Source organism: Streptomyces sp. NPDC058086 (assembly GCF_042885015.1).
Taxonomy (GTDB): Bacteria; Actinomycetota; Actinomycetes; order Streptomycetales; family Streptomycetaceae; genus Streptomyces.
The window spans coordinates 113832-138984 of sequence record NZ_JBHVST010000014.1 but is presented as its reverse complement, the minus strand read 5'-3'; the positions used below and the strand labels follow the sequence as shown (position 1 = coordinate 138984).

The window sequence follows — 25153 nt, the reverse complement described above, 5'->3', positions numbered from 1 at the left end:
CCCGGGCGCGTCAATGGGGTGCGCGGGAATTGGGGCCGAGGGATTGGCGGCGGTTCGACGGGTCGGACGAGCGGTACGCGTCCCGTGTCCTTGACGCGCGTGTGGGCGTGATCGGGTACGCGGCCGTCACCGGGCCCTGAGTCGGGAGAGGGCCGGTGGGATCGCGAGGGAGATCGCCAGGGCGCTCCCCGCCGCCGCGACCGGCACCCCGTACCCCGCCGTCGCCGAGACGTGTTCGACCACCCAGCCGCCGGTCGCCGAACCGCAGGCGATCCCGCCGAGCAGGCCCGTCACCGCGAGGGTCATGCCCTCGTTCAGCCGGCCCTCGGGAGTGCGCTGCTGGACGAGGGCCATGCCGGTGACCATGGTCGGCGCGGTCGCGGCTCCGGCGAGCAGCAGCGCGCCCGCGAGGGCCGGGAGCGAGCCGGTCAGGGAGGCCGCGAGCAGAGGGAGGGTCAAGAGGGCCGTCATGGCGGCGAGGCACAGCGGATGGCGCCGCTCGGCCGGACCGGTCGGCTTCCGCGCCCCGTACAGCAGCCCCGCCACGCACGACCCGGCCGCCTGGAGGGCGAGCACCGCGCCCGCCGCCGACCGGTGCCCCTGCGCGTCCGCGAAGGCGATCGTGACGACCTCCATCGAACCGAACACGGCACCGGTGGCCAGGAAACAGAGAAGCAGGGGCGGCATTCCGGGGGCCCGGAGGGGCGACTTGGAGGGCGTACGGGGCTGAGGCGGCGGCTCCGTCGAACGCTGGGCGGCGAAGAGCAGCACGCCGGTCATCATCAGCACGCCGGCCACCAGCGTGCCCGCCTCCGGGAAGAACGTCCCGCACAGGAAGGCCGCGCACACCGGGCCCAGCATGAAACAGAGCTCGTCCGCGGCCTGTTCGAAGGAGTTCGCGGTGTGCGCGGCGGCCGGGTCGTCCCGGAGGAGGTGGGCCCAGCGGGCGCGTGACATGCCGCCCGTGTTGGGGGTCGTGGCCGTGGCGGCGTACGCGGCGAACAGGGTCCAGTCCGGCGCCCCGAAGCGCACGCACAGCAGCAGCGCGATGCTTCCCAGCAGGGCGAAGGCCGTGGCCGGCACCGCGATCCGGGCCTGACCGTGGCGGTCGACGAGCCGTGCGGTCCAGGGGGCGACCAGCGCGGTGGCCGCGAGACCGGTCGCCGTCACGGCGCCGGCGAGGGCGTACGAGCCGCGCGAGCCCGCGATCATGATCACCGCGCTGACGCTGAACATACCCATGGGGAGCCGGGCGAGCAGGTTCCCGACGGTGAAGGCGCGGGTGCCGGGGATGGTGAAGAGGCGGTGGTACGGGGTTGTCCGGCGGCGCGGGGCCTTCTTCCGGCGTGGGTGGAAGTCGGCGATCACCAGGCTGTCGCCGGTGGCGGTGAGCAGGGGCGCGAACGTGTGCTCGGAGGGCTGTTGCGGCATGGGTCAACCGTCGCCGGGTGTGGGGTGGACGGTCCAACACTTACTCCGTGGCCATTGACGCACCCGCGTTGTAAGTTCGCGCGATGCCCGCCCCTCTCCACCACCATCTCGATCCCCGGCTCCTGCGCGGGTTCCTCGTCGTCGCCGAGGAACTGCACTTCACGCGGGCCGCCGCCCGGCTGTACGTCGCCCAACAGGCCCTCAGCCGTGACATCCGGCGACTGGAGCGCGAACTCGGGGCGGAGCTGTTCGTGCGGACGACCCGGCAGGTGACGCTGACCGCCGACGGTGAGCGGCTGGTGCCGTACGCGCGACGGGTGCTGGAGGCGCAGGACGCGCTGCTGTCCGCGTTCGCGGGGGACGGACCGGAGCGGCCGCTGCTCGTCGACGTCAACTCCCCGGGCCTCGTCTTCGGCCGCGTCCTGGACCGGGCCCGTGCGCTCGCGCCCGACTGCGAGCTGATGGCCCGCTTCGAGAGCGGGCTCACCGGCGCGGCGGGGGAGATCCTCGCGGGGCGCCTGGACGCGTCGTTCGGACGGTTCGCGGGTCTCGATCCGGCGGTCCGGACCCGGCTCGAACAGCAGCCCGTACGGTACGAGCCGATGGCCGTGATCCTGCCCGAGGACCATCACCTCGCCGCCCTGGACGCGGTGCCGCTGGACGCGCTCGCGGGCGAGACCGTGTACGCCGGGGCGGGGAATCCGCGGACGCGGGAGTGGACCGACTTGGCGCTTCACCTTTTCGAGGGACGCGGTATCGCGCTGGCGCCACCCGCGCCGGTGGCCGTCGGAGCCGATGAGTTCCGGCGGGTCATGGCCAAGAAGCGGAACCCTGTCCTCGCTGTGGTGGATTTTCCAGCCATGTCTGAAACCGTGCGGAAACCGCTTGTTGGACCCGTTCCGTTGTCACCCGTGTCATTGGTGTGGCGGAAGGGGCTGGTGCACCCCGGGATCGATGCCCTTCGACGAGCCGCCGACGAGCTGGCTGCCGAGGAGGGGTGGCTGCGGCGCCCGGCGGACGGCTGGATTCCGGCCAGCGATGAGCTGGTGATGGCGGGGCAGGATTGACACATAAGCACACGGGTCTTCCCCGTGCGCTACATTCATCGTCCGGGTGCAGTGTGGTAAAGGGGGGCGCTCGGGACGGGTGGGGGCTCGTTCCGGACGACATATACGTAATGCCCGGAGTCGTGCGCGCACCCGAAACCTGTCCCTGGGGGGATGTGCGTGCACGTGGAGAAGTGGCGGAAAGACGCCCAACCTGATCACCGAGATGTCGATCAGGCGGAGGGGTGTGGAGCCGGGGAGCCGGCCGCGCCGACGGGGTCCGGAGAGTCGGTGGTGTGGCCCGAACCCGCCCGTGCGACGTCGACGTGGCCGCAGATCGCGGGCGGCGCCACCGTGGGGCTCGCCGCGGAAGCGGAATCTGACACCGACGTCGAACGCGGTGTCGAAAGAGAGCCTGGAGCTGGCGTGGAAGGCCGATCGGGATCGGGCGCCGATACGAGAACTGGGACGGAACGTGGACCGGGCGCGGAGGGTGTGCTCGGTGCGGGCCGGTTGCCGGGCGCGGGCCGTTCGTCCGGTTCCGAGGATCTGTCCGGTGTGGGTCGTCCATCCGGTTCTGAAGGTCTGTCCGGTGCGGGTCGTTCGTCCGATATCGGTCGTCGGTCGGGTGTTGAACAACGGTTCGGTGTGGACCGTCGGTTGAGCGCGGACGACGACGCGGGCGCGGACCGCCTCGGCGCGGAGCGTCACGACGAGGCGAACCATGGAGAAGAGGCGGAGCTGCGGGCCGAGGCGGGCCGTCGTACCGGGGTTGTCGACCGGGCGGCCGGACCGGACGACGTTGCCGGGGTGCCCGATCAGCCCGCCGGGCCGCGTGACCGTACTGGAGTGGATCGAGGAGAAAAGGCTGCCCTGGAGGCAGGGTTGGCGGGCCGGGCTGCGGCGGCTGCACGTGCCGGGGCGGACCGTCGTGCTGGGGCTGCTGGGGCTGCTGGGGCTGCTGGGGCTGCTGGGGTTGCCGGGGTTGCCGGGGTTGTCAAGGCTGCTGAGGTTGCCGGTGGGGCGGTCGGATCGGACGGCCTTCCCGGGGTGCCCGACCAGCCCGCCGGGCCCAACTCCAGCGCCGGGGTGCCCGATCAGCCCGCCGGACCGCGCGACCGGGCAGGGGCGGATGGGCGCGCCGAGGCGACCGGCCAGCCCGCCGGACCGCGTGACCGTGCCAGAACGGATCGGCGCGCCGGGGTGCTTGATCAGTCTGCCGGGCCGCACGACCGGGCAGGGGCGGATGGGCGCGCCGAGGCGACCGGCCAGCCCGCCGGACCGCGTGACCGCATTGCACCGGATCAACTCGCCGGAGTGCCTGACCAGCCCGCCGGACCGCGTGACCGTGCCAAAACGGATCGGCGCGCCGGGGTGCTTGATCAGTCTGCCGGGCCGCACGACCGGGCAGGGGCGGATCGGCGCGCCGAGGCGACCGGCCAGCCCGCCGGACCGCGTGACCGCATTGCACCGGATCAACTCGCCGGAGTGCCCGACCAGCCCGCCGGACCGCGCGACCGCGCCGGAGCCGATCGCCGCGTCGGCAAGGACGATCGACCGGCAACGGGTGGCTGGCCGGACGCGCGCAGGCGACCTGACAGCCTCGGTCGACCTGGCAGCCTCGGCCGACCCGACACCCTCGGCCGACCCGATACGCCCAGCCGATCCGACACGCCCGGCCGACCCGAGAGGGGAGGCTGGCCGGTCGTGGACCGGAGGCCGGACACGCTCGGTCGGTCGACCGTGGGCCGTGGGGCCGACACGCCCGCCAGGCCGGCGGCCTCGCCCTGGGAGCAGCCCGGTGAGCCGGGACACACCCACGATCCGCACGAGGTGACGGTTCAACTCGACGGAGTCGGACGGCGCAAGACGGAGGACTGGCTGGTTCAGCAGGCCAAGGACGCTCCCGGTGCCCAGGACGGCTCGGACGGCCCGGTGTTCGTCGACGAGTCCGGCCGCCGCAGCCGCAGGTTCCGCCGGCTCGGCATCCTCGTCGGCATCGCCTGCGCGGTGTACGCCGTCGTCATCGTCGCCACGCTGCTGTCCGGCAACTCCAACGCGCCCTGGCTTCCGGTGCCTGGCCAGCAGGACGACACGCCGGCCGGGAAGGTCGAGACCTCGCCACTGCCCACCGACTCGGTGTCGCCGTCCGGTTCGAGCGGCGCCGCACCCGGCGCGAGCGCCTCGGTGAGTGACGGTACGGCCCCGGCACCGGGTGTCAGCCCGACACCGGGCGCCTCCGCGAGCGCCTCCGCGAGCGCCACCGACCCGGGCACGTCCGCGGACCCGAAGCCCTCGACATCCGTCACCACCAGGCCGAAACCGAGCACCAGCACCACCAAGGACCCCGTCACCCCGCCGTCCCTCCCGGTATCCGACTCGCCCGACCCCAGCCCCTCGGAGGACGGCGCCGCCTCGCCGAGCCCCTCGGAGAGCACGGTCGGCGCCGGTGGCACCGACACGGTCGCCGACAGCCCCGCAGAACCGGGCCCCGTCGCGTCCGAGCCCGGCATCACCAGCTCCTCGTCCCCGGAGAACCCGGTGAGCCCGGCGACCCCGCAAAACCTGGAGAGCATCCTCTGATGGCATCCCGCACCAACGCGCACGGGCCCGCTCCCCGCGCGCGGCGTCCGGCGCCCGATGTCCGGCGCCGACGGCTGCCCATGCGCTGACTGCTGCCCTCGCGTGGCTGGGCGTCCTCGCCGTCCAGGCGGCCTGCGCGGCGTACGCCTTCCGGCTCGACCGTGAGCGCATGAGGCATCTCATCTCGCTCCCGCTCCAGCAGATCCTCTACCGGCAGTTGATGTACATGGTCCTTCTCCAGTCCTGGATCACCGCGCTCACCGGCGGCCGGCTGCGCCGGCAGAAGCTGCGGCGCACGGGCGTCGTGGAGGCACCGGGATCGATCCCGCGGCAGCGGACGGCACAGAGCGGGAACGATCGGAGGCCGGTCGCACGACCACGCACGAGTACACGGCGGGTGCGACACCGCCGCTGGGATCGGCCCGGATCCACCCCGAACCGGCACCATCGCCGACACCCGCGCCGGCACCCACCCTGGGATCGGCCCGGGGACCAGCCCCGGATCCGGCCCCGCGGTCCTCTGGGCGTCCCGCAACGCGTCCCCCGCTATCTGGCGATCTCCTGCTCGGCCCTGCTCATGGCCTTCGGCCTGTGGTGGGCCTCGGGGCACCTGGGCCCCGACGGCTGGGACCTGAACGACATCCCGCTCGCCCAGGCGGCCTGGTCCTTCGGCTTCGTCGTCATCCTGCTCCAGTACTCCCCGTCCTGGCAGGAACTCCCCGGCCGGCCGGCCCGCTGGGACAAGCTGATCACCCTGTCCAACAACCGGGCCGTCACGATCTACCTCTGGCACAACATGCTGATCATGGCCACGGTCCCGATCACCGACCAGGCCTACAACCTCCCGTTCATGCAGAGCGACAGCGCGGTGGCCGCGCTCGACTCCTCGTACAGGGTGTGGATGTTCCTCCTGGTCTGGCCCCTCATCGGCCTGACGATCCTGGCCTTCGGCTGGATCGAGGACATCGCCGCCAAGCGCAGCCCGAGGCTGTGGCCCAACGGCGCGAAGAGGAAGCAGGGCGGCTCGCGGGGGAGCCACCGGGTCTAGACGCAGGCAGGGGGGCGACGGCACCCCCGACGTCCTCACCCGGACGTTCACATCCGGAAGTCCTCACCGTCGCCCCCTCCCCCTCGTGAGAGCAACGTTCCTTTCCGGTCACTCACAGCCACAGCCTCGAAACGCGTCCTCCCTACCTTCGGGACTCAGCCAGTCGTTGTACGACACCTGGGCACAGCACCGGAGAACCGTGGAGGCGTCATGACAGCCCCTAGTACAGCCCCCGCAGCGAGCAGGGGAGGCCGCTGGATCCAGGAGTGGGATCCGGAGAACGAGACCTTCTGGAAAGAGACGGGTGAGAAGGTCGCGCGGCGGAATCTGCTCTTCTCCGTGCTCTCCGAGCACATCGGGTTCTCGATCTGGACCATGTGGTCGGTGATGGTGCTCTTCATGGGCCCCGAGTACGGGCTCACCCCGGCCGACAAGTTCATGCTCACCTCGATGGTGACGCTGGTCGGAGCCGTGGTGCGGGTGCCGTACACCTTCGCGGTGGCGATCTTCGGCGGCCGGAACTGGACCATCGTCTCGGCGAGCCTGCTGCTCGTCCCGAGCGTCGCCGCGTTCGCGGTGATGAAGCCGGGGACCTCCTTCAACACCTTCCTGCTGGTCGGGCTGCTCGCCGGCATCGGCGGCGGCAACTTCGCCTCCAGCATGACCAACATCAACGCCTTCTTCCCGTTGAAGAAGAAGGGCTGGGCGCTCGGCCTCAACGCGGGCGGCGGAAACATCGGCGTGCCCGTCATCCAGCTCGTGGCGCTCGCGATCATCGGCGCGAGCGGGGGGCCGAGGGTCCTGCTGGGGATCTACATTCCGCTGATCGTCGTCGCCGCGGTGCTCGCCGCCGTCTACATGGACAACATCGCGTCCGTGAAGAACGACACCGGCGCGGCCAGGGACGCCGCGAAGGACGCCCACACCTGGATCATGTCCTTCCTCTACATCGGCACCTTCGGGTCGTTCATCGGCTACAGCTTCGCCTTCGGGCAGGTGCTCCAGAACCAGTTCGGCCGCACTCCGCTGCAGGCGGCCTATGTCACCTTCATCGGCCCGCTGCTCGGCTCGCTGATCCGGCCCGTGGGCGGCTGGCTCGCCGACCGCTACGGGGGCGCGCGCATCACGCTGTGGAACTTCGTCGCCATGGCAGGCGCGACCGGTGTCATCGTCGTCGCCTCCACTCAGAAGTCGCTTCCCCTGTTCACGATCGCGTTCATCGCGCTGTTCGTGCTCACCGGGCTCGGCAACGGCTCGACGTACAAGATGATCCCGGGCATCTTCCAGGCCAAGGCCGTCGCCAAGGGCCTTGAAGGGGAGGAGGCGGCCTCCTACGGGCGGCGGCTGTCCGGGGCCTCCATGGGCCTCATCGGCGCGGTGGGCGCGCTCGGCGGCGTCGGCATCAACCTCGCCTTCCGGCAGTCCTTCCTTTCCTACGGCTCCGGCACCGGCGCCTTCGTGGCCTTCCTCGCCTTCTACGCGGTGTGCTTCCTGGTGACCTGGGCCGTATACCTTCGCGGCCCCGCCACCCAGACCTCCGCGGCCACGGCCGCAGAGGCGAAGCCGCAGCTCAGCTACGTCGAGGTCTGACGTAACACGGGCGACATCAAGGGGTACCGAGCCTGTCACGGGGCATTGACAGGCTCGGTCAGCCGTATCCGCACGAAGCCCCCAGCGCGAGACGAGAGCCATGGACGACGAACAGCAGCGACCGGCCCGGCAGGACTGCGGCCCCCTCGCGGGGTTCACCGTGGGCGTGACGGCCGCGCGTCGGGCCGACGAACTCGGGGCTTTGCTCCAGCGACGCGGCGCCGCCGTCCAGCACGCGCCCGCCCTGCGCATCGTGCCGCTCGCCGACGACAGCGAACTCCTCGCCGCCACCAAGGAGCTGATCGACCAGGCCCCCGACATCGTGGTCGCCACCACCGCGATCGGCTTCCGCGGCTGGGTCGAGGCCGCCGACGGGTGGGGGCTCGGCGAGGCCCTGCTCGGTCGGCTGCGCGGGGTCGAAGTGCTCGCGCGCGGCCCCAAGGTCAAGGGCGCCATACGGGCCCAGGGACTGACCGAGGAATGGTCGCCCTCCTCCGAGTCCATGGCCGAGGTGCTCGACCGGCTCCTGGAGGAGGGAGTCGAGGGCCGCCGTATCGCCGTACAGCTGCACGGCGAGCCGCTGCCCGGGTTCGTGGAGTCGCTGCGGGCCGCCGGAGCCGAGGTCGTGGGGGTCCCCGTCTACCGGTGGATGCCGCCGGAGGACATCGGTCCCGTCGACCGGCTCCTCGACGCCACCGTCACCCGGGGCCTGGACGCGCTCACCTTCACCAGCGCGCCCGCCGCCGCCTCCCTGCTGTCCAGGGCCGAGGACCGCGGCCTGCTGTCCGAACTCCTCGCCGCCCTCCACCACGACGTCCTGCCCGCCTGCGTCGGCCCCGTCACCGCGCTCCCTCTGCAGGCGCACGGCATCGACACCGTCCAGCCCGAGCGCTTCCGGCTCGGCCCCCTCGTCCAGCTGCTCTGCCAGGAACTCCCCGGCCGGGCCCGTACGTTGCCCATCGCCGGCCACCGGGTCGAGATCCGCGGTCACGCCGTGATGGTCGACGGGGCGCTGCGGCCCGTACCGCCTGCCGGGATGTCGCTGCTGCGGGCCCTGTCCCGCCGCCCCGGCTGGGTGGTCGCCCGGGCCGAGCTGCTGCGGGCGCTGCCGGGCGCCGGGCGGGACGAGCACGCCGTCGAGACGGCCATGGCCCGGCTGCGTACGGCACTCGGCGCGCCCAAGCTCATCCAGACCGTCGTCAAGCGCGGCTACCGACTCGCACTCGACCCGGCCGCCGACTCCAAGTACGCCGACGCGTAGGGCCGGTGGCGGTACAGGAGCAGGGCGCGGGCGAGGCAGGCCAGGGCGAGCGTCGACAGCAGCGCTCGTACGACGTTCCAGGCGACCCAGGTGTCCTCGAACCTCTGGCGTACGGCGGCCGGGTCGGCGATCGTCGCGGGGTTCCCGGCGTTTGCCAGGCGGTTGTTGAGCGGGATGTTCACGGCGAGCGTGAACAGGAAGGCCAGCGCGTACGCGGCGAGGGCGGCGAACACCCACCACCGGTGGGGGGACTTCCGCGACTGCCAGGCGCAGACCGCCGTGAGGACCAGTGCACCCATGAAGCTCAGGAAGAACACCGGGTTCTGGATCACGTCGTTGACGTTCTGCATGACCTCGATGAAGACGCGGTCGTCACTGCGGGCCAGTGACGGCATGACGTCGCAGGCGAAAATGTAGAAGACCCCGGCGATCAGGCCCATCGCGACCGTGGCCGCACCCAGGACACCTCCGGCGGTGCTACGCCGCCCCGTGCTGTTCTCTGTCATGTCATCGAGTCAACCGGCGTGGTGCGGCTGCGGACATGGCCGAGGCGCGCGGTCCCATAAGCGGGCGTCCACCCCCCTGACCGGCACAGGTCTTCCGGTCGCGGGTGCAGCCGTGCACTGTAGGGGGTACGACCCCTACCGACCCCTCACGGCGGTAACCCCAAGGTGGTGACAGGCGCATGGCATCGGGCATGGTCACGGCCTCGTACGAGCTGAGGTTCGACTCCGGGCGGATCTGCCTGGACCTCCTGGCGACCACCCACCCCGAGGAACGGCTCGACGCGGTGGACCGGCTGCGCGCCTGGATCACCCGCTCCGGGCTGGTCCCCGCGGGCACCCCGCTCGCGGCGGCCGACATCTCCTGGCTCGTGGGCTTTCACGAACTACGCGCTCATGTCGCCCAGTTGGTCCGCGGTGAGCTGGACGCGCGGCCCGCCGACACCGCGCTCGCCCGCGTCAACGCCGTCGCGCTCGCCGCCCCGCCCGCCCCCTGGGCCGTACGCGCGGACGACGGCTCGCTGCGGCGTCGGCTGCACACCCCGCCCGGCTGCCCCGGGCTGCTCGCCGTCATCGCCCGCGACGCCCTCGAACTGCTCACCGACCCGATGGCGCGCGCGAGCCTCAGACAGTGCGAGGGGGACAACTGCCCGATCGTCTACCTCGACACCTCCCGGGGGCGGCGCCGACGGTGGTGTTCCAGCGAGGTGTGCGGAAACCGGGAGCGGGTGGCCCGGCATCGGCGCCGGGCGGCCCTCGCCCGCGCGTGAACCGTGCGTGACGCGCGTGAAGCGTGTGTGACGCGCGTGAACGGTGTATGAAACGCGTCACAGCGTCCCGGTCTCGGCGACGCGATCCGGAGCCTTCGCTTCACCCCTATGTGATGTGTCGATCGCTTGAAGTGATCAACAAACTTCCTTCACAACTATTCCAAGAAATATGTCCCACCTCTTTGAACATGCGCACGCCCAGACACGTACTCCGGGACGAGCGACCGACTGGGGGATCCCCCGGACACCGGAGGTAGGCGTGCGCAAGGATTCCGCCGTGGCTGATGAACGAAGGTCAAGGGCCCGACATCGCATGAATCCGTCTGCGTCGGCTTCGTCGAACGAACCCGACGAGGAGCTGATGCGTGCGCTGTACCGGGAACACGCGGGTCCGTTGCTCGCGTATGTGCTGCGGCTGGTCGCGGGGGATCGGCAGCGTGCCGAGGACGTTGTGCAGGAAACACTCATCCGTGCCTGGAAGAACGCCGGTCAGCTCAATCGGGCGACCGGTTCGGTACGACCCTGGCTTGTGACGGTCGCCCGGCGCATCGTCATCGACGGCCACCGCAGCCGGCAGGCCCGGCCGCAGGAGGTGGACCCGTCACCGCTGGAGGTCATCCCCGCGGAGGACGAGATCGACAAGGCGTTGTGGCTGATGACACTGTCGGACGCGCTGGACGACCTGACCCCTGCTCACAGGGAAGTTCTGGTCGAAACGTACTTCAAAGGGCGTACGGTCAATGAGGCGGCCGAGACGCTCGGCATACCCAGCGGCACCGTGCGCTCCCGGGTGTTCTACGCCCTGCGGTCGATGAAGCTGGCGCTGGAGGAGCGGGGGGTGACGGCATGAACACATACGGGGGTTACGGAACGGGCGGTCCAGGAGCCATGCAGGGACCACGGGGACAACAGAACCCCGGTGACAACATTCACGAAACCGTCGGCGCCTACGCCCTCGGCATCCTCGACGACGCCGAAGCGACAGCCTTCGAGGCCCACCTCGCCACCTGCGAGTGGTGCGGCCAGCAGCTCGACGAGCTCGCCGGTATGGAACCGATGCTCGCCGCGCTCGCGGATCTGCCCGCCTCGCAGGGCACCCCTGCCATCGGTGAGTCGCTGGCCGCACGCCCGAGCCCACGGCTCGCGGAGCGGCTGGTCGACGAGGTGTCCGAGCGACGCGCGGTCAAGCGCCGGCGTGGCCTCTACCTGGTGGCGGCCGCGGCCGCGCTGATCATCGGCGGCCCGCTGACGGTGATGGCCGTCAACGGCGGCGGCAGCACCACCACCACCGCGTCGCCCGACAAGGCGATGGCCACCAGCCCGGCCAAGGCCGCCTTCGACGTCATGACGGACAAGAAGTCGGCCACGGACCCGAGCACCAAGGTCAACGCGGTCGTCGCGATCGAGAAGAAGGACTGGGGCACCCACGCAGTCCTCCAGCTCAAGAACGTCAAGGGCCCGCTGAAGTGCTCCCTGATCGCCGTCGGCAAGAACGGCGAGCGCGAGACGGTGACCTCCTGGGCCGTCCCGAACTGGGGCTACGGCATCGCGAACGCCAAGACGGAAGAGGCGAAGAAGCCCCTCTACGTCCACGGCGGCGCGGCCTTCAGCCCGAACGAGATCGACCACTTCGAGGTCATGACCTTCGACGGGAAGCGGCTCGTCGAGGTGAACGTGTGAGCGATCTCAGGGCGCGCACGTAGCCTCACGGGGTCCCCTTCGCGTACGGTTGACGGCTGCCCAGCACGTCAGAAGGGGGCCCGGTGGCCGCTCAGGCTCAGCAGGAAACCGCGCTCGACCAGATCCACGATTCCGCACAGGACGATTCCGTACGGGATCGTGAGATCAGCGTCGAGCAGCAACATCTGGACCGGGTGTACCGGCGCCTCGAGGAGAAGATCCACGAGGCGGAGTTCCTGATGAACGACGCCGCCCAGCGCGGCCAGGTCGGTACACCGGGGGCGCTCGCGGAGCGCGACGCCCAGGTGTTCCGCGCGGGGATTCATCTGAATCGCCTGAACAACGAGTTCGAGGACTTCCTCTTCGGCCGGATCGACCTGCTGCTGGGGAAGGACGGCCAGAAGGGTCCGGACGGCGCCTACACGGCCGTCGAACCGGCCGAGGGTGTCGTACAGGTGGACGAGACCGGTCAGTACGCCTCCATCGCCGAGACGCTCCACATCGGCCGCATCGGGGTGCTGGACGCGGACTACGCGCCGCTGGTCATCGACTGGCGGGCGCCCGCCGCGGCCCCCTTCTACCGCTCGACACCGGTCGACCCGGGCCGCGTCGTACGCCGCAGGGTCATCCGCTCCAAGGGCCGCAAGGTCCTCGGCGTCGAGGACGACCTGATGCGTCCCGAGCTCAAGGCCACCCTCGACGGCCGGGAACTCCCGGTGATCGGCGACGGCGCCCTGATGGCCGCGCTCGGCCAGGCCCGCAGCCACACCATGCGCGACATCGTGGCGTCCATCCAGGCCGAACAGGACCTGGTGATCCGCGCCCCCGCCGCGTCGGTGACCTACGTGGAGGGCGGCCCCGGCACCGGCAAGACGGCCGTGGCCCTGCACCGGGCGGCCTACCTCCTCTACCAGGACCGCCGCCGGTACGCGGGCGGCATCCTGATCGTCTCCCCGACCCCGCTCCTGGTCGCCTACACCGAGGGCGTGCTGCCCTCCCTCGGTGAGGAGGGCCAGGTCGCCATCCGCGCCATCGGCTCCCTCGTCGACGGCGCGGAGGCCACCCTGTACGACTCCCCGGCCGTCGCCCGCGCCAAGGGCTCGTACAGGATGCTCAAGGTGCTGAGGAAGGCCGCCCGGGGCGCGCTGGAGACGCCCGGCAGCGGCCCGGGCCGGTCCATCGCCGACCGGGACCGGTCGGAGCAGCTCGCCTTCGGCGAGGAGGCCGCCCCGGCCCCCGCGGGCACCCCCACCCGCCTGCGTGTCGTCGCCTTCGGGCGGCGCCTGGAGCTGGAGGCCGCCGAGCTCGACCGCATCAAGCACAACGCGCTGAGCGGGACCGCGCCGGTGAACCTGCTGCGCCCGCGCGCCCGCAAGCTGCTGCTGGACGCGCTGTGGGCGAAGTCCGGGGCCGGTACGCGGCACACGGACCCGGAGCTGGCCGCCGAGCTGCGGTCGTCCTTCGACGAGGACGTCGCCTCCGAGGACAGCTTCATCGACTTCGTGAACGCGTGGTGGCCGGAACTGACCCCGCGGGGCGTCCTCGCCGCCATGTCCGACGAGCGGCGCCTCGGCCGCTGGGCGCGGCGGATCCTCAACCCCGGCGAGGTGCGCCGGGTCGCGCGTTCGCTCAAGCGGGACGGGCTGTCCGTCCACGACGTGGCGATGCTGGACGAGCTCCAGGCGATCCTGGGGATGCCCGTCCGGCCCCGCAGGCGCCGCGAGCTGGACCCGCTGGACCAGCTCACCGGTCTTGAGGAGCTCATGCCCGTACGCGAGGAGTCGCAGCGCGAGCGGGCCGAGCGGCTGGCGCAGGAGCGCGTCGAGTACGCGCACGTCATCGTCGACGAGGCGCAGGACCTCACGCCCATGCAGTGGCGGATGGTGGGCAGACGCGGCAGGCAGGCCACCTGGACCGTCGTGGGCGACCCGGCGCAGTCCTCGTGGTCGGACCCGGACGAGGCCGCGGAGGCCCGTGACGAGGCCCTGGGGAGCCGTCCCCGGCGCCGCTTCACCCTCACCGTCAACTACCGCAACCCGGCCGAGATCGCCGAGCTGGCCGCCAAGGTCCTCGCCCTCGCCATGCCCGGCTCCGAGTCCCCCTCGGCCGTTCGGTCCACCGGGGTCGAGCCGCGTTTCGTGGCGACGAACAACGCGGGCGCCGTCGTACGGGACTCGCTCGCGGGGACCGTGCGCGCCGAGGCCGCGCGTCTGCTGGACCGTGTGGACGGCACGGTGGGCGTCGTGGTGGCCATGAACCGGCGCGAGGAGGCCGCCCGCTGGCTGGCCGGGCTCGGCGAACGGGTGGTGGCACTCGGGAGCCTGGAGGCGAAGGGACTGGAGTACGACGCGACGGTGGTCGTCTCGCCGGCGGAGATCGCCGACGAGTCGCCCGCGGGGCTGCGGGTGCTGTACGTCGCCCTCACCCGGGCCACGCAGCAGCTGACGATCGTCTCCGGCGACCGCGACGAACCCGACGCGAACGGGGTGCCGGATCTGCTCCGGGACTGACGCCCCCGGGGCCGACGCCCCAAATGAACTCTCGGGGTGGGAATTGCCTTACGGGGATCGTTTGTTACCTTGGATGTGACACCGGCCCGATCCAAGCCCCCGGGCCCAACCTTCGTCGCTACGAGCGACCACTTGCCGCGAGGCGAGCATGGCGGGTCGGTGTCACTGAACGAGGAGAGGCTCACGTCACCTGACGTGAGCCTCTTTCCTTGTCCGGCTTTCGTCGGCCGACCGTTTCCCCTGGGGGCACGTACTCTCGTATGGTGGAAGTTGTCTTCCGAAGTCGCGGACCTTGCCTGCGAACAAAACGTTCGCAATCCGGGGCGGCTACCACGTACTGGGGGGTAGGTGCGACGATCGGACGGCGTACCCGCGACACAGCAGTACACGGTGAAAGCAGAGGAAGTCGGCCATGGCAACGGCGCCCAGCGTCTCCTACTCGATTACGGTCCGGCTGGAGGTGCCCGCGAGCGGAACCGCGGTCTCCCAGATCACCACGGCCGTAGAGTCCCACGGAGGCTCGGTGACCGGCCTCGACGTGACCGCCTCAGGCCACGAGAAGCTCCGGATCGACGTCACCATCGCGGCGAGCTCCACGGCCCACGCCGACGAGATCGTCCAGCAGCTGCGTGGCATCGAGGGCGTCACCCTCGGCAAGGTCTCCGACCGTACGTTCCTCATGCACCTCGGCGGCAAGATCGAGATGCAGTCCAAGCACCCGATCCGCAACCGTGACGACCTCTCCATGATCTACACCCCGGGTGTGGCCCGCGTGTGCATGGCGATCGCCGAGAACCCCGAGGACGCCCGCCGCCTCACCATCAAGCGCAACTCCGTTGCGGTCGTGACGGACGGCTCCGCCGTGCTCGGCCTCGGGAACATCGGCCCCAAGGCCGCCCTCCCGGTCATGGAGGGCAAGGCGGCCCTCTTCAAGCGCTTCGCCGGCATCGACGCCTGGCCGCTGTGCCTGGACACCCAGGACACCGACGCGATCGTCGAGATCGTCAAGGCCATCGCCCCCGGCTTCGCGGGCATCAACCTGGAGGACATCTCCGCGCCGCGCTGCTTCGAGATCGAGGCCCGGCTGCGCGAGGCCCTCGACATCCCCGTCTTCCACGACGACCAGCACGGCACCGCGATCGTCGTCCTCGCCGCCCTCACCAACGCCCTGCGTGTGGCGGGCAAGGCCATCGGCGACATCCGGGTCGTCATGTCCGGCGCGGGCGCGGCCGGCACGGCCATCCTGAAGCTGCTCCTCGCCGCGGGCGTCAAGAACGCCGTCGTCGCCGACATCCACGGTGTCGTGCACGCGGACCGCGCGGACCTCGTCGACGCGGCCTCCGACTCGCCGCTGCGTTGGATCGCCGACAACACCAACCCCGAGGGCCTCACGGGCACGTTGAAGGAGGCCGTGCGCGACGCCGACGTGTTCATCGGCGTCTCCGCCCCGAACGTGCTCGACGGCGACGACGTGGCCGCCATGGCCGAGGGTGCCATCGTGTTCGCGCTCGCGAACCCCGACCCCGAGGTCGACCCGGCAATCGCCCGTCAGACCGCGGCAGTTGTCGCCACCGGCCGCTCCGACTTCCCCAACCAGATCAACAACGTGCTGGTCTTCCCGGGCGTCTTCCGCGGCCTCCTGGACGCCCAGTCCCGCACCGTCAACACCGAGATGATGCTGGCCGCCGCGGCCGCGCTCGCGGACGTGGTGACCGAGGACGAGCTGAACCCGAACTACATCATCCCCAGCGTCTTCAACGACAAGGTCGCGGGCGCGGTCGCCGGAGCGGTGCGCTCCGCGGCGAAGGCGGCGGGTGTGACCGCCTCGGAGTAGGGCACTCGGCGCTGGTGCGGGCGTCGCCGGGGGCTGCGGCCCACGGACCCCGCACCGGCCCGGACGGCCTCGTCCTCGAACGCAGGACGGGCCGGGCGCCCCCGCCGGATGATCGCGGCCGGTGGTGGTTCAAGCGGTGTGACTTGCTGTGACGATCGCCACGACCGCGGCGCGTCGGCGCGTCGCGGGATGCGGGGTCCCTGGCCGCCCTCTAGGGTGGCGGCCAGGCTCAGGCCTCCCAGGCCCTGCGGTCCGCTGCCGGGAGCGGACGGAGCGTCACCACACTGAGGCAGTGGCGCTTTTCGTGTGACTCCCAAGGGTGTTCGTGTGACTCCCAGGGGTGCCGGATTGGCTTTCCCGCCGCAGGTGGGGGCAGGATGCGTCTTCGGGCGCGAGGGTCTGGCTACGGACCCGGGTCCGGGGACCGACCGAGGGCCCTGGCAGCATCGGCTTCGCCGCATCCAACATGCGGCTCCGCCGCGTGGCACGCCTCAACGGCAAGAAGAACACGGGAGTAACAACATGAACCGCAGTGAGCTGGTGGCCGCGCTGGCCGACCGCGCCGAGGTGACCCGCAAGGACGCCGACGCCGTTCTGGCCGCGTTCGCCGAGACCGTCGGCGAGATCGTCGCCAAGGGCGACGAGAAGGTCACCATCCCCGGCTTCCTGACCTTCGAGCGCACCCACCGTGCCGCTCGCACCGCGCGCAACCCGCAGACCGGCGACCCGATCCAGATCCCGGCCGGCTACAGCGTGAAGGTCTCCGCGGGCAGCAAGCTCAAGGAAGCGGCCAAGGGCAAGTAAGCCGCGTCCGTGTGCCACGGGACGGCGCACGAACCGCAGTAACGCCAATGGGGCGGCCCCCTTGACCGGGGGCCGCCCCATCGTCGTACATACGCCTGGAGCTGTCGCCCGCGCGACAGCGTGGCTGTCCGGACGACAGGCAGCCGCGCTGTCCGGGCTAGCCGAGGATGACCCCCGGACCCCCGGCCGGGAGCAGCTGCCCGGGCCGGAGGGGAGAAGGTGAGGTCAGCCGAGCGCCTTGCCCGGCAGTTCCACCTTCGCGCCCAGCTCCACGAGCTTCTCCATGAAGTTCTCGTAGCCGCGGTTGATCAGGTCGATGCCGTGGACGCGGGACGTGCCCTGGGCCGCGAGCGCGGCGATCAGGTACGAGAAGCCGCCGCGGAGGTCGGGGATGACCAGGTCGGCGCCCTGGAGCTTGGTCGGGCCCGAAACGACGGCCGAGTGCAGGAAGTTGCGCTGGCCGAACCGGCAGACGGAGCCGCCGAGGCACTCGCGGTAGAGCTGGATGTGCGCGCCCATCTGGTTCAGCGCGGAGGTGAAGCCGAGGCGGGACTCGTACACCGTCTCGTGGATGATCGACAGCCCCGTGGCCTGCGTCAGGGCGACCACCAGCGGCTGCTGCCAGTCGGTCTGGAAACCGGGGTGGACGTCCGTCTCCAGGGCGATGGACTTGAGCTGCGAGCCCGGGTGCCAGAAGCGGATGCCCTCGTCGTCGATCTCGAACGCGCCGCCCACCTTGCGGTAGGTGTTCAGGAACGTCATCATCGAGCGCTGCTGGGCGCCGCGGACGTAGATGTTGCCCTCGGTCGCCAGCGCCGCGGAAGCCCAGGAGGCGGCCTCCAGGCGGTCCGGGAGGGCCGCGTGGGTGTAGCCGCCGAGCGAGTCCACACCGGTGATGCGGATCGTCCGGTCGGTGTCCATGGCGATGATCGCGCCCATCTTCTGCAGCACGCAGATGAGGTCCTCGATCTCGGGCTCGACGGCCGCGTTGGACAGCTCGGTGACGCCCTCCGCGAGCACCGCCGTCAGCAGCACCTGCTCGGTCGCGCCGACGGACGGGTACGGCAGCTGTATCTTCGTGCCGCGCAGCCGCTGCGGGGCCTCCAGGTACTGGCCGTCCTCCCGCTTCTCGATCTTCGCGCCGAACTGCCGCAGCACCTCGAAGTGGAAGTCGATCGGCCGGCCGCCGATGTCACAGCCGCCGAGACCCGGGATGAACGCGTGCCCCAGACGGTGCAGCAGCGGGCCGCAGAAGAGGATCGGGATGCGCGACGAGCCCGCGTGGGCATCGATGTCGGCGACGTTCGCGCTTTCCACGTGCGACGGGTCGAGGATCAGCTCGCCCGGCTCCTCACCCGGACGGACCGTCACGCCGTGCAACTGCAGCAGCCCGCGCACGACGCGCACGTCGCGAATGTCGGGGACATTGCGCAGTCGGCTCGGAGCGCTGCCCAGCAGGGCGGCGACCATGGCCTTCGGTACGAGGTTCTTCGCACCGCGGACACGGATCTCGCCCTCGAGCGGGGTTCCGCCGTGGACAAGCAGTACATCGTCAGAGCCGTTGACGGTCATGTATCTCGCGTTCCGATGAGTTGGGCAGGAGTATGCGTCGGCAGGCCGGTTGGGCGGGAGCCGAAGAGCAAGGGTAATCGCCGCCCACCCCCCTTAAGTAAGCCCAAGGACCACCCAGCAAGGTCATAGCTTGGCCACAACACGAACCGTTTTGAATCGGGCACACGGGGTCACCGGTGACCGTGTGCGCGGGGGGGCGCTCCTCTGCGCCCTGAGCTGCATTCACTCGGGTACGGGTATTGGGTCCCCCTACGCGGGGAAGATGCGGGATCATGTCTGGCATGACCGAGGTGTCCTCGCTCACAGGGCGGCTGCTCGTGGCCACGCCCGCCCTGGCGGACCCGAACTTCGACCGCGCGGTGGTGCTGCTCCTCGACCACGACGAGGAGGGCTCGCTCGGTGTCGTCCTCAACCGGCCGACCCCGGTGGACGTCAGCGACATCCTGGAGGCCTGGGCCGACCTGGCCGGGGAGCCCGGCGTCGTCTTCCAGGGCGGCCCGGTGTCGCTGGACTCGGCGCTGGGCGTCGCGGTGATCCCGGGCGGCGTCGCCTCCGGGGAACGCGCGCCACTGGGCTGGCGGCGGGTGCACGGCGCGATCGGCCTCGTCGACCTGGAGGCCCCACCGGAACTCCTCGCCTCGGCCCTCGGCTCCCTGAGAATCTTCGCCGGATACGCGGGCTGGGGCCCCGGTCAACTGGAGGACGAACTGACCGAGGGCGCCTGGTACGTGGTGGAATCCGAACCGGGAGACGTCTCCTCCCCGTCCCCGGAACGCCTCTGGCGCGAGGTCCTGCGCCGCCAGCGCAACGAACTCGCGATGGTGGCGACGTATCCGGACGACCCTTCACTCAACTGATGTCCGTGACCTTCAGTACCCTTGGCCCTTATGAGCACTCTTGAGCCTGAGACCCAGCCCCAGCGAGGCACTGGGACGGGGACCCTCGTAGAGCCGACGCCGCAGGTGTCGCACGGCGACGGGGACCACGAGCGCTTCGCCCACTATGTCCAGAAGGACAAGATCATGGCGAGCGCCCTCGACGGCACGCCCGTCGTGGCCCTCTGCGGCAAGGTGTGGGTCCCGGGCCGCGACCCGAAGAAGTACCCCGTGTGTCCCATGTGCAAGGAGATCTACGAGTCCATGGGCGCCGGCGGCGACAAGGGCAAGGGCGGCCAGGACAAGTAACGGGCGCCGCCGAGGACCGGCGGCCCGACGATCACAAGGCCCTCGGGGCGCGTTCCGGCGCGCCCCGAGGGCCTTTGCGTCGTGTGCGCCGATGGTCTTCGCGCCGGGTGCCGTTGCACATGGTGCGCCCCGTGGTCACAGAGTGGTTGAGACCTCTTGTGGACATGTTCATGTAGTCCATAGCCTCCGGTGTGTTGTGCAGAGCGAAACCGCCATTGCGTATGTTGCAACGCCCCCCATCGGAGGATGCTCGATGAAGCTCTCTGCGAAGCTGCCCGTGAAGCTCCCCGCCCGAACGGCCATCGCCCTCGCCGCCCTTGTCGTCGCCACCGCCTGCGCCCCCCAGACCTCCGGCAACTCCTCCTCCGGAAAGGACGAGAAGACCGGCACACTGCGGGTCTGGCTCTTCCAGGAGGTCAACAACGGGCCGAAGGAGAAGGTCGTCGACGCGGCCGTCAGCACCTTCAAGAAGACCCACAAGGACACCAAGGTCACCATCGAGTACATCCCCGTGGAGACCCGCGCCCAGCGCATGAAGGCCGCCTTCAACGACCCGAAGAGCGCCCCCGACGTCATCGAGTACGGCAACACGGACACCGCCGGATACGTCAAGGACGGCGGACTCGCCGACGTCACCAAGGAGTTCACCGACTGGAGCGAGGCCAAGGACACCGACCCGACCGCCAGGCAGTCCGTGACGGTGGACGGGAAGGTCTACGGCGCCCCGTTCTTCGTCGGCGTCCGCGCCCTTTACTACCGCACCGACATCCTCAAGGACCTCGGCCTCGAAGCCCCCAAGACCCAGGCCGAGTTGGTCTCCACCGCGAAGAAGATCCGCGCGGCCGAGCCCGGCCTCTACGGACTCGTGGTCGGCGGCGCGTACACGTACGGCGCGATGCCCTTCATCTGGTCCCAGGGCGGCGAGATCGCCCAGGGCAAGGGCGGCTCCTACGCCGCGACCATCGACAGCGCGGCCGCCCAGAAGGGCATCAAGGCCTACACCTCGCTGTTCGGCTCCGACAACTGTCCCGCCGCCAAGTGCGCGGGCATGACCGGCAACGACACCGTCACCGCGTTCTCCTCGGGCAAGGCGGGCATGGCCATCGGCGGCGACTTCAGCCACGCCGCGATCGAGGCCGGGAAGATCAAGGGCAAGTACGCGGTCGTGCCGCTGCCCGGTGTGAAGCCGGGCTCGGTGGCCCCGGCGTTCGCGGGCGGCAACAACATCGGCGTCCTGAAGAGCACCTCGCACCGCACCCTCGCCGTCGACCTGATGGAGCAACTGGCGAGCAAGAAGACCCAGAGCGAGCTCTTCGACGCCATGGGGTTCCTGCCGACGTACACCGACGTGCGGGACGAGGTCGCGAAGAAGCAGCCGTTCGTCGCGCCCTTCGTGAAGACCCTCGCCTCGGGCGCCAAGTTCGTGCCCGCCTCGGCCGCCTGGTCCCAGATCGACGCCTCGCTCGTCCTGCCGACGATGTTCCAGGAGGTCATCAGCGGCAAGAAGGACGTGGCGGCGGCCTCGAAGGACGCGGCGAAGAAGATGAACGACGCGTTCAGCTCCGTGGGGTGAGCGGATGACCACGCAAGAGGCCGTCGCCGAACCGGTCACGGTTCCGAAGGCCGTGGCCGGCGTCCCCGGCCGCCGGCGCGCCCGCTGGACCCCCTGGCTCTACCTCGCCCCCGCCCTCGTCGTCCTCGGCGCCCTGCTCGTCTACCCCATCTACCAGCTCGGCCTGATCTCGCTCCTGAAGTACACCCAGGCACAGGTCAGCGGCGGTGAACCGACCGCCTTCGAAGGATTCGGCAACTACACCGCCCTCTTCGCCGACGACCAGTTCTGGCAGGTCCTGATCGCCACGCTGGTGTTCGCGGCGGCCTGCGTGCTCTCCACCCTGGCCGTCGGCTGCGCCCTCGCCGTGCTCCTCACCCGCGTTCGGGCCCTGCCGAGGCTCGCGCTGATGCTGGCCGCGCTCGGCGCCTGGGCGACCCCGGCGGTCACCGGGTCCACGGTCTGGCTGTTCCTGTTCGACCCCGACTTCGGGCCCGTCGACCGGGTCCTCGGAATCGGCGACCACTCCTGGACGTACGGGCGCTACAGCGCCTTCGCGCTCGTCCTGCTCGAAGTGGTCTGGTGTTCCTTCCCGTTCGTGATGGTGACGGTCTACGCGGGGATCCGCGCCGTACCGTCCGAGGTGCTGGAGGCGGCCGCCCTGGACGGCGCCTCGCAGTGGCGGATCTGGCGCTCGGTGCTCGCACCGCTGCTCCGCCCGATCCTGGTGGTCGTCACCATCCAGTCGGTCATCTGGGACTTCAAGGTCTTCACGCAGATCTACGTGATGACGAACGGCGGCGGCATCGCCGGCCAGAACCTCGTGCTGAACGTGTACGCCTACCAGAAGGCCTTCGCCTCCTCGCAGTACGGCCTCGGCTCGGCGATCGGTGTGGTCATGCTGCTGATCCTGCTGGCGGTCACGCTGGTGTACCTGCGGCTGCTGCGCAGGCAGGGGGAGGAACTGTGAGCCTGATACCCGGCTTCGTACGGCGTCCCCGGCGTCCCCGGCGCCCCTGGCGACTCGCCGCCGAGGCGTCCGCGCTGCTGATCGCGGTGGTCGTCGCCTTCCCCCTCTACTGGATGGTGCTCGGCGCCTTCAAACCGGCCGGGGAGATCGAGTCCACCGAGCCCCGGCCGTGGACACTTTCGCCCTCCCTGGATTCGTTCCGGCGCGTCTTCGGGCAGCAGGAATTCGGCCGCTACTTCGTCAACAGCCTTGTGGTGGCGGGGTCCGTGGTCGTCATCTCGGCGCTGATCGCGTTTCTCGCGGCGACAGCGGTCACCCGATTCCGCTTTCGTTTCCGGACCACCCTGTTGATCATGTTCCTGGTCGCGCAGATGGTGCCCGTCGAGGCGCTGACGATCCCCCTCTTCTTCCTGATGCGGGACTTCGGCCAGCTGAACACGCTGGGCTCGCTGATCCTGCCCCACATCGCCTTCTCGCTGCCGTTCGCGATCTGGATGCTGAGGGGTTTTGTGAAGGCGGTTCCCGAGGCGCTGGAGGAGGCCGCGTACATCGACGGAGCGAGCCGTACACGATTCCTCTGGCAGATCCTTTTCCCGCTCGTCCTCCCGGGGCTGGTGGCCACGAGCGTCTTTTCCTTCATCTCCGCCTGGAACGACTTCCTGTTCGCCAAGTCCTTCATCATCAGCGACACCTCGCAGTCCACCTTGCCGATGGCCCTCCTCGTCTTCTACAAGCCCGACGAGCCGGACTGGGGCGGCGTGATGGCGGCGTCCACGGTGATGACGATTCCGGTGCTCATCTTCTTCGTACTCGTACAGCGACGCCTGGTCTCCGGCCTCGGCGGAGCGGTGAAGGACTGACGTGAACGATGTGATTCCGGCGCCCCGCGCCGTCGAGGGCCCCATGCGCTGCGGGGTCGAACTCGACTCGGAGACCACCCTGTGGGCCGCGCCCGGCACGGACGCCACGGAGCGCTGGCTGCGCGCCACGCTCGGCGCGGCGCTCGGCCTGCCGCTGCCACCAGGGCCGCAGCACGCCCGCAACGCCCTACGGCTGCTCCTCGACGACACCCTGGAACCGGAGGCGTACAAACTCAGCGTCGTCGTCAACTGGGGCATCGAGATCCGGGGCGGCAGTGCGGCCGGGGTGTTCTGGGGCGCGCAGACGCTGCGTCAGCTCCTCGGCCCCGATGCCTTCCGCCGTGCCCCCGTCCGGCCGGGGAGGACCTACGGAATCGCGCACCAGATCATCGAGGACGCCCCCCGATTCCCGTGGCGCGGCCTCATGCTCGATGTCTCCCGGCACTTCATGCCCAAGGACGGCGTCCTGCGTCACCTCGACCTCATGGCCGCCCACAAACTCAACGTCTTCCACTTCCACCTCACCGACGACCAAGGCTGGCGTGTCCAGATCAAGCGGTACCCGAAGCTGACGGAGGTCGGATCCTGGCGGGCGCGCACGAAATTCGGCCATCGTGCCTCGCCCCTGTGGGAGGAGAAGCCGCACGGGGGCTTCTACACGCAGGACGACATCCGCGAGATCGTCGCGTACGCGGCCGAGCGGCATATCAGTGTCGTCCCCGAGATAGACATCCCGGGACACTCGCAGGCCGCCATCGCCGCGTATCCGGAACTGGGCAACACCGACGTCATCGACACGACCTCCCTGACCGTCTGGGACACCTGGGGCATCTCCAAAAACGTACTCGCCCCCACTGACAACACCCTGCGCTTCTACGAGGGGGTGTTCGAGGAACTCCTGGAGCTCTTCCCGGCGGACGCCGGCCCGTTCGCGCCGTTCTCGGGGTTCTCAGGGTTCTCAGGGTTCTCGGAGTTCGTGCACATCGGCGGCGACGAGTGCGCCAAGGACCAGTGGAAGCAGTCGCCGACCGCCCAGGCACGCATCAGGGAACTGGGGCTCGCGGACGAGGACGAGTTGCAGTCCTGGTTCATCCGGCACTTCGACAACTGGCTCTCCGCGCGTGGGCGTCGGCTGATCGGCTGGGACGAGATCCTGGAGGGCGGGCTCGCGGCCGGGGCCGCGGTGTCCTCGTGGCGCGGCTACCAGGGCGGCATCACGGCCGCCCGCACCGGCCACGACGTGGTCATGTGCCCCGAGCAGCAGGTGTACTTGGACCACCGGCAGGCCGCGGGCCCGGACGAGCCGGTGCCGATCGGATATGTCCGCACCCTGGAGGACGTCTACCGCTTCGAACCCGTTCCGCCCGAGCTCACCGAGACGGAGGCACGGCATGTGCTGGGCACCCAGGCGAACGTGTGGACCGAGGCGATGGAGGACCCCGCGCGCGTGGACTACCAGACCTTTCCCCGGCTCGCGGCCTTCGCCGAGGTCGCCTGGAGCGCCCTGCCCGCCCCCGCCGAGCGGGACTTCGCCGACTTCGAACGGCGGATGGCCGCACACTACGGGCGACTTGACGCCCTGGGAGTGGCCTACCGCCCGCCCACGGGCCCCCTTCCGTGGCAGCGGCGCCCGGGTGTGCTCGGACGTCCGATCGAGGGGGCGCCCCCAAACGTGTGAGGAGACTCCCGACCGGCGTGTCCCGGCCCGCTCGCCCCGACACAGTGGCCCCACAAGGCAAAAGGCACCCAAGGGCCACCGAAGAGTGGCAATCCGCACCGATCGGCGATGCCGTAGGAAAACGGACCATCTCCCTGGTGAGGGGGCGAATGCCTCCTAGCGGACCCCCGCGTCGAGGGCCGGGGAAGATGTGCCAGAGTTGCCACGTCCGCCCTGTCAGCACGTACCGTACGCGCAACACAGGTGGGACCAGGTGGGGCAGCGGGAAGGGGCAGCC

19 protein-coding genes and 1 pseudogene are annotated in these 25153 nt (G+C 70.4%); 17 read left to right on the top strand and 3 right to left on the bottom strand.

All coding sequences use genetic code 11. The annotated features are described in order from the left end of the window. Nucleotides 1-126: 126 nt before the first annotated feature. Nucleotides 127-1431: an MFS transporter gene (locus ACFVWD_RS14145; RefSeq protein ID WP_389596081.1), complete on the bottom strand. Its 1305-nt coding sequence runs from the start codon at nucleotides 1429-1431 to the stop codon at nucleotides 127-129. 83 nt (nucleotides 1432-1514) lie between these two features. Between ACFVWD_RS14145 and ACFVWD_RS14140 the strand changes: the two genes are divergently transcribed. From ACFVWD_RS14140 to ACFVWD_RS14120, 5 genes and pseudogenes are all read left to right on the top strand, one after another. Continuing rightward, nucleotides 1515-2498: a LysR family transcriptional regulator gene (locus tag ACFVWD_RS14140; RefSeq protein WP_389596079.1), complete on the top strand. Its 984-nt coding sequence runs from the start codon at nucleotides 1515-1517 to the stop codon at nucleotides 2496-2498. 1686 nt (nucleotides 2499-4184) lie between these two features. Then, the gene (locus tag ACFVWD_RS14135) at nucleotides 4185-5060 is read left to right on the top strand and encodes a hypothetical protein (RefSeq protein ID WP_389596077.1); all 876 of its coding nucleotides are present in this window, start codon (nucleotides 4185-4187) and stop codon (nucleotides 5058-5060) included. Nucleotides 5061-5583: 523 nt separating this feature from the next. Beyond that, nucleotides 5584-6108, top strand: a pseudogene (locus ACFVWD_RS14130) (acyltransferase); the annotation flags it as partial. Nucleotides 6109-6318: 210 nt separating this feature from the next. Continuing rightward, nucleotides 6319-7698, top strand: coding sequence for a nitrate/nitrite transporter (locus ACFVWD_RS14125; RefSeq protein WP_385376987.1), 1380 nt, complete (start codon nucleotides 6319-6321; stop codon nucleotides 7696-7698). A gap of 100 nt (nucleotides 7699-7798) precedes the next feature. Beyond that, entirely contained in the window at nucleotides 7799-8959 is a 1161-nt protein-coding gene (locus ACFVWD_RS14120) for a uroporphyrinogen-III synthase (RefSeq protein ID WP_389596075.1), read from the top strand. Here ACFVWD_RS14120 and ACFVWD_RS14115 read toward each other — a convergent pair. Then, on the bottom strand, nucleotides 8908-9465 hold the full coding sequence (locus ACFVWD_RS14115) for a DUF1772 domain-containing protein (RefSeq protein WP_389596074.1): 558 nt from the start codon (nucleotides 9463-9465) through the stop codon (nucleotides 8908-8910). The two genes, ACFVWD_RS14120 and ACFVWD_RS14115, sit on opposite strands and share 52 nt — an antisense overlap. Nucleotides 9466-9644: 179 nt before the next feature. Between ACFVWD_RS14115 and ACFVWD_RS14110 the strand changes: the two genes are divergently transcribed. The 6 genes from ACFVWD_RS14110 (at nucleotide 9645) to ACFVWD_RS14085 (ending at nucleotide 17060) form a co-directional block, all read left to right on the top strand. Next, nucleotides 9645-10232 (top strand): CGNR zinc finger domain-containing protein, encoded by a 588-nt coding sequence (locus tag ACFVWD_RS14110; protein ID WP_389596072.1) that lies wholly within the window; start codon nucleotides 9645-9647, stop codon nucleotides 10230-10232. Nucleotides 10233-10545: 313 nt separating this feature from the next. Continuing rightward, the gene (locus ACFVWD_RS14105) at nucleotides 10546-11082 is read left to right on the top strand and encodes a sigma-70 family RNA polymerase sigma factor (protein ID WP_054229655.1); all 537 of its coding nucleotides are present in this window, start codon (nucleotides 10546-10548) and stop codon (nucleotides 11080-11082) included. A gap of 38 nt (nucleotides 11083-11120) precedes the next feature. Further along, nucleotides 11121-11912 (top strand): anti-sigma factor family protein, encoded by a 792-nt coding sequence (locus tag ACFVWD_RS14100; protein WP_389596070.1) that lies wholly within the window; start codon nucleotides 11121-11123, stop codon nucleotides 11910-11912. Between the two features lie 83 nt (nucleotides 11913-11995). Further along, nucleotides 11996-14422 (top strand): HelD family protein, encoded by a 2427-nt coding sequence (locus ACFVWD_RS14095; RefSeq protein ID WP_389596068.1) that lies wholly within the window; start codon nucleotides 11996-11998, stop codon nucleotides 14420-14422. Nucleotides 14423-14834: 412 nt separating this feature from the next. Continuing rightward, nucleotides 14835-16256 (top strand): NAD-dependent malic enzyme, encoded by a 1422-nt coding sequence (locus tag ACFVWD_RS14090; RefSeq protein WP_389596066.1) that lies wholly within the window; start codon nucleotides 14835-14837, stop codon nucleotides 16254-16256. 522 nt (nucleotides 16257-16778) lie between these two features. Continuing rightward, nucleotides 16779-17060: an HU family DNA-binding protein gene (locus ACFVWD_RS14085; RefSeq protein WP_007382399.1), complete on the top strand. Its 282-nt coding sequence runs from the start codon at nucleotides 16779-16781 to the stop codon at nucleotides 17058-17060. Nucleotides 17061-17285: 225 nt separating this feature from the next. Here ACFVWD_RS14085 and murA read toward each other — a convergent pair whose 3' ends face one another. Continuing rightward, nucleotides 17286-18632, bottom strand: a complete 1347-nt coding sequence (gene murA / locus ACFVWD_RS14080) for a UDP-N-acetylglucosamine 1-carboxyvinyltransferase (RefSeq protein WP_101404898.1) — start codon at nucleotides 18630-18632, stop codon at nucleotides 17286-17288. Between the two features lie 281 nt (nucleotides 18633-18913). On the opposite strand from murA, the gene ACFVWD_RS14075 reads away from it, so the two are divergent. The 6 genes from ACFVWD_RS14075 (at nucleotide 18914) to ACFVWD_RS14050 (ending at nucleotide 24876) form a co-directional block, all read left to right on the top strand. Then, nucleotides 18914-19489: a YqgE/AlgH family protein gene (locus ACFVWD_RS14075; RefSeq protein ID WP_054229660.1), complete on the top strand. Its 576-nt coding sequence runs from the start codon at nucleotides 18914-18916 to the stop codon at nucleotides 19487-19489. 30 nt (nucleotides 19490-19519) lie between these two features. After that, a complete protein-coding gene (locus tag ACFVWD_RS14070; protein WP_075029065.1) occupies nucleotides 19520-19816 on the top strand; it encodes a DUF3039 domain-containing protein in 297 nt (98 codons plus the stop codon). A gap of 253 nt (nucleotides 19817-20069) precedes the next feature. Next, nucleotides 20070-21389 (top strand): extracellular solute-binding protein, encoded by a 1320-nt coding sequence (locus tag ACFVWD_RS14065; RefSeq protein WP_389596064.1) that lies wholly within the window; start codon nucleotides 20070-20072, stop codon nucleotides 21387-21389. A 4-nt stretch (nucleotides 21390-21393) separates the two neighbouring features. Beyond that, entirely contained in the window at nucleotides 21394-22338 is a 945-nt protein-coding gene (locus tag ACFVWD_RS14060; RefSeq protein ID WP_389596062.1) for a carbohydrate ABC transporter permease, read from the top strand. 2 nt (nucleotides 22339-22340) lie between these two features. After that, nucleotides 22341-23198 (top strand): carbohydrate ABC transporter permease, encoded by an 858-nt coding sequence (locus tag ACFVWD_RS14055; protein ID WP_389596120.1) that lies wholly within the window; start codon nucleotides 22341-22343, stop codon nucleotides 23196-23198. A gap of 1 nt (nucleotide 23199) precedes the next feature. Beyond that, a complete protein-coding gene (locus ACFVWD_RS14050; RefSeq protein WP_389596060.1) occupies nucleotides 23200-24876 on the top strand; it encodes a beta-N-acetylhexosaminidase in 1677 nt (558 codons plus the stop codon). The last annotated feature ends 277 nt before the right edge of the window (nucleotides 24877-25153 follow it).

Coding starts and splice junctions, on each gene's coding strand:
- ACFVWD_RS14145 (WP_389596081.1), bottom strand. CDS start 1,431: ATGCCGCAACAGCCCTCCGAGCACACGTTCGCGCCCCTGCTCACCGCC.
- ACFVWD_RS14140 (WP_389596079.1), top strand. CDS start 1,515: ATGCCCGCCCCTCTCCACCACCATCTCGATCCCCGGCTCCTGCGCGGG.
- ACFVWD_RS14125 (WP_385376987.1), top strand. CDS start 6,319: ATGACAGCCCCTAGTACAGCCCCCGCAGCGAGCAGGGGAGGCCGCTGG.
- ACFVWD_RS14120 (WP_389596075.1), top strand. CDS start 7,799: ATGGACGACGAACAGCAGCGACCGGCCCGGCAGGACTGCGGCCCCCTC.
- ACFVWD_RS14115 (WP_389596074.1), bottom strand. CDS start 9,465: ATGACAGAGAACAGCACGGGGCGGCGTAGCACCGCCGGAGGTGTCCTG.
- ACFVWD_RS14110 (WP_389596072.1), top strand. CDS start 9,645: ATGGCATCGGGCATGGTCACGGCCTCGTACGAGCTGAGGTTCGACTCC.
- ACFVWD_RS14105 (WP_054229655.1), top strand. CDS start 10,546: ATGAATCCGTCTGCGTCGGCTTCGTCGAACGAACCCGACGAGGAGCTG.
- ACFVWD_RS14100 (WP_389596070.1), top strand. CDS start 11,121: ATGCAGGGACCACGGGGACAACAGAACCCCGGTGACAACATTCACGAA.
- ACFVWD_RS14090 (WP_389596066.1), top strand. CDS start 14,835: ATGGCAACGGCGCCCAGCGTCTCCTACTCGATTACGGTCCGGCTGGAG.
- ACFVWD_RS14085 (WP_007382399.1), top strand. CDS start 16,779: ATGAACCGCAGTGAGCTGGTGGCCGCGCTGGCCGACCGCGCCGAGGTG.
- murA (WP_101404898.1), bottom strand. CDS start 18,632: ATGACCGTCAACGGCTCTGACGATGTACTGCTTGTCCACGGCGGAACC.
- ACFVWD_RS14075 (WP_054229660.1), top strand. CDS start 18,914: ATGACCGAGGTGTCCTCGCTCACAGGGCGGCTGCTCGTGGCCACGCCC.
- ACFVWD_RS14070 (WP_075029065.1), top strand. CDS start 19,520: ATGAGCACTCTTGAGCCTGAGACCCAGCCCCAGCGAGGCACTGGGACG.
- ACFVWD_RS14065 (WP_389596064.1), top strand. CDS start 20,070: ATGAAGCTCTCTGCGAAGCTGCCCGTGAAGCTCCCCGCCCGAACGGCC.
- ACFVWD_RS14060 (WP_389596062.1), top strand. CDS start 21,394: ATGACCACGCAAGAGGCCGTCGCCGAACCGGTCACGGTTCCGAAGGCC.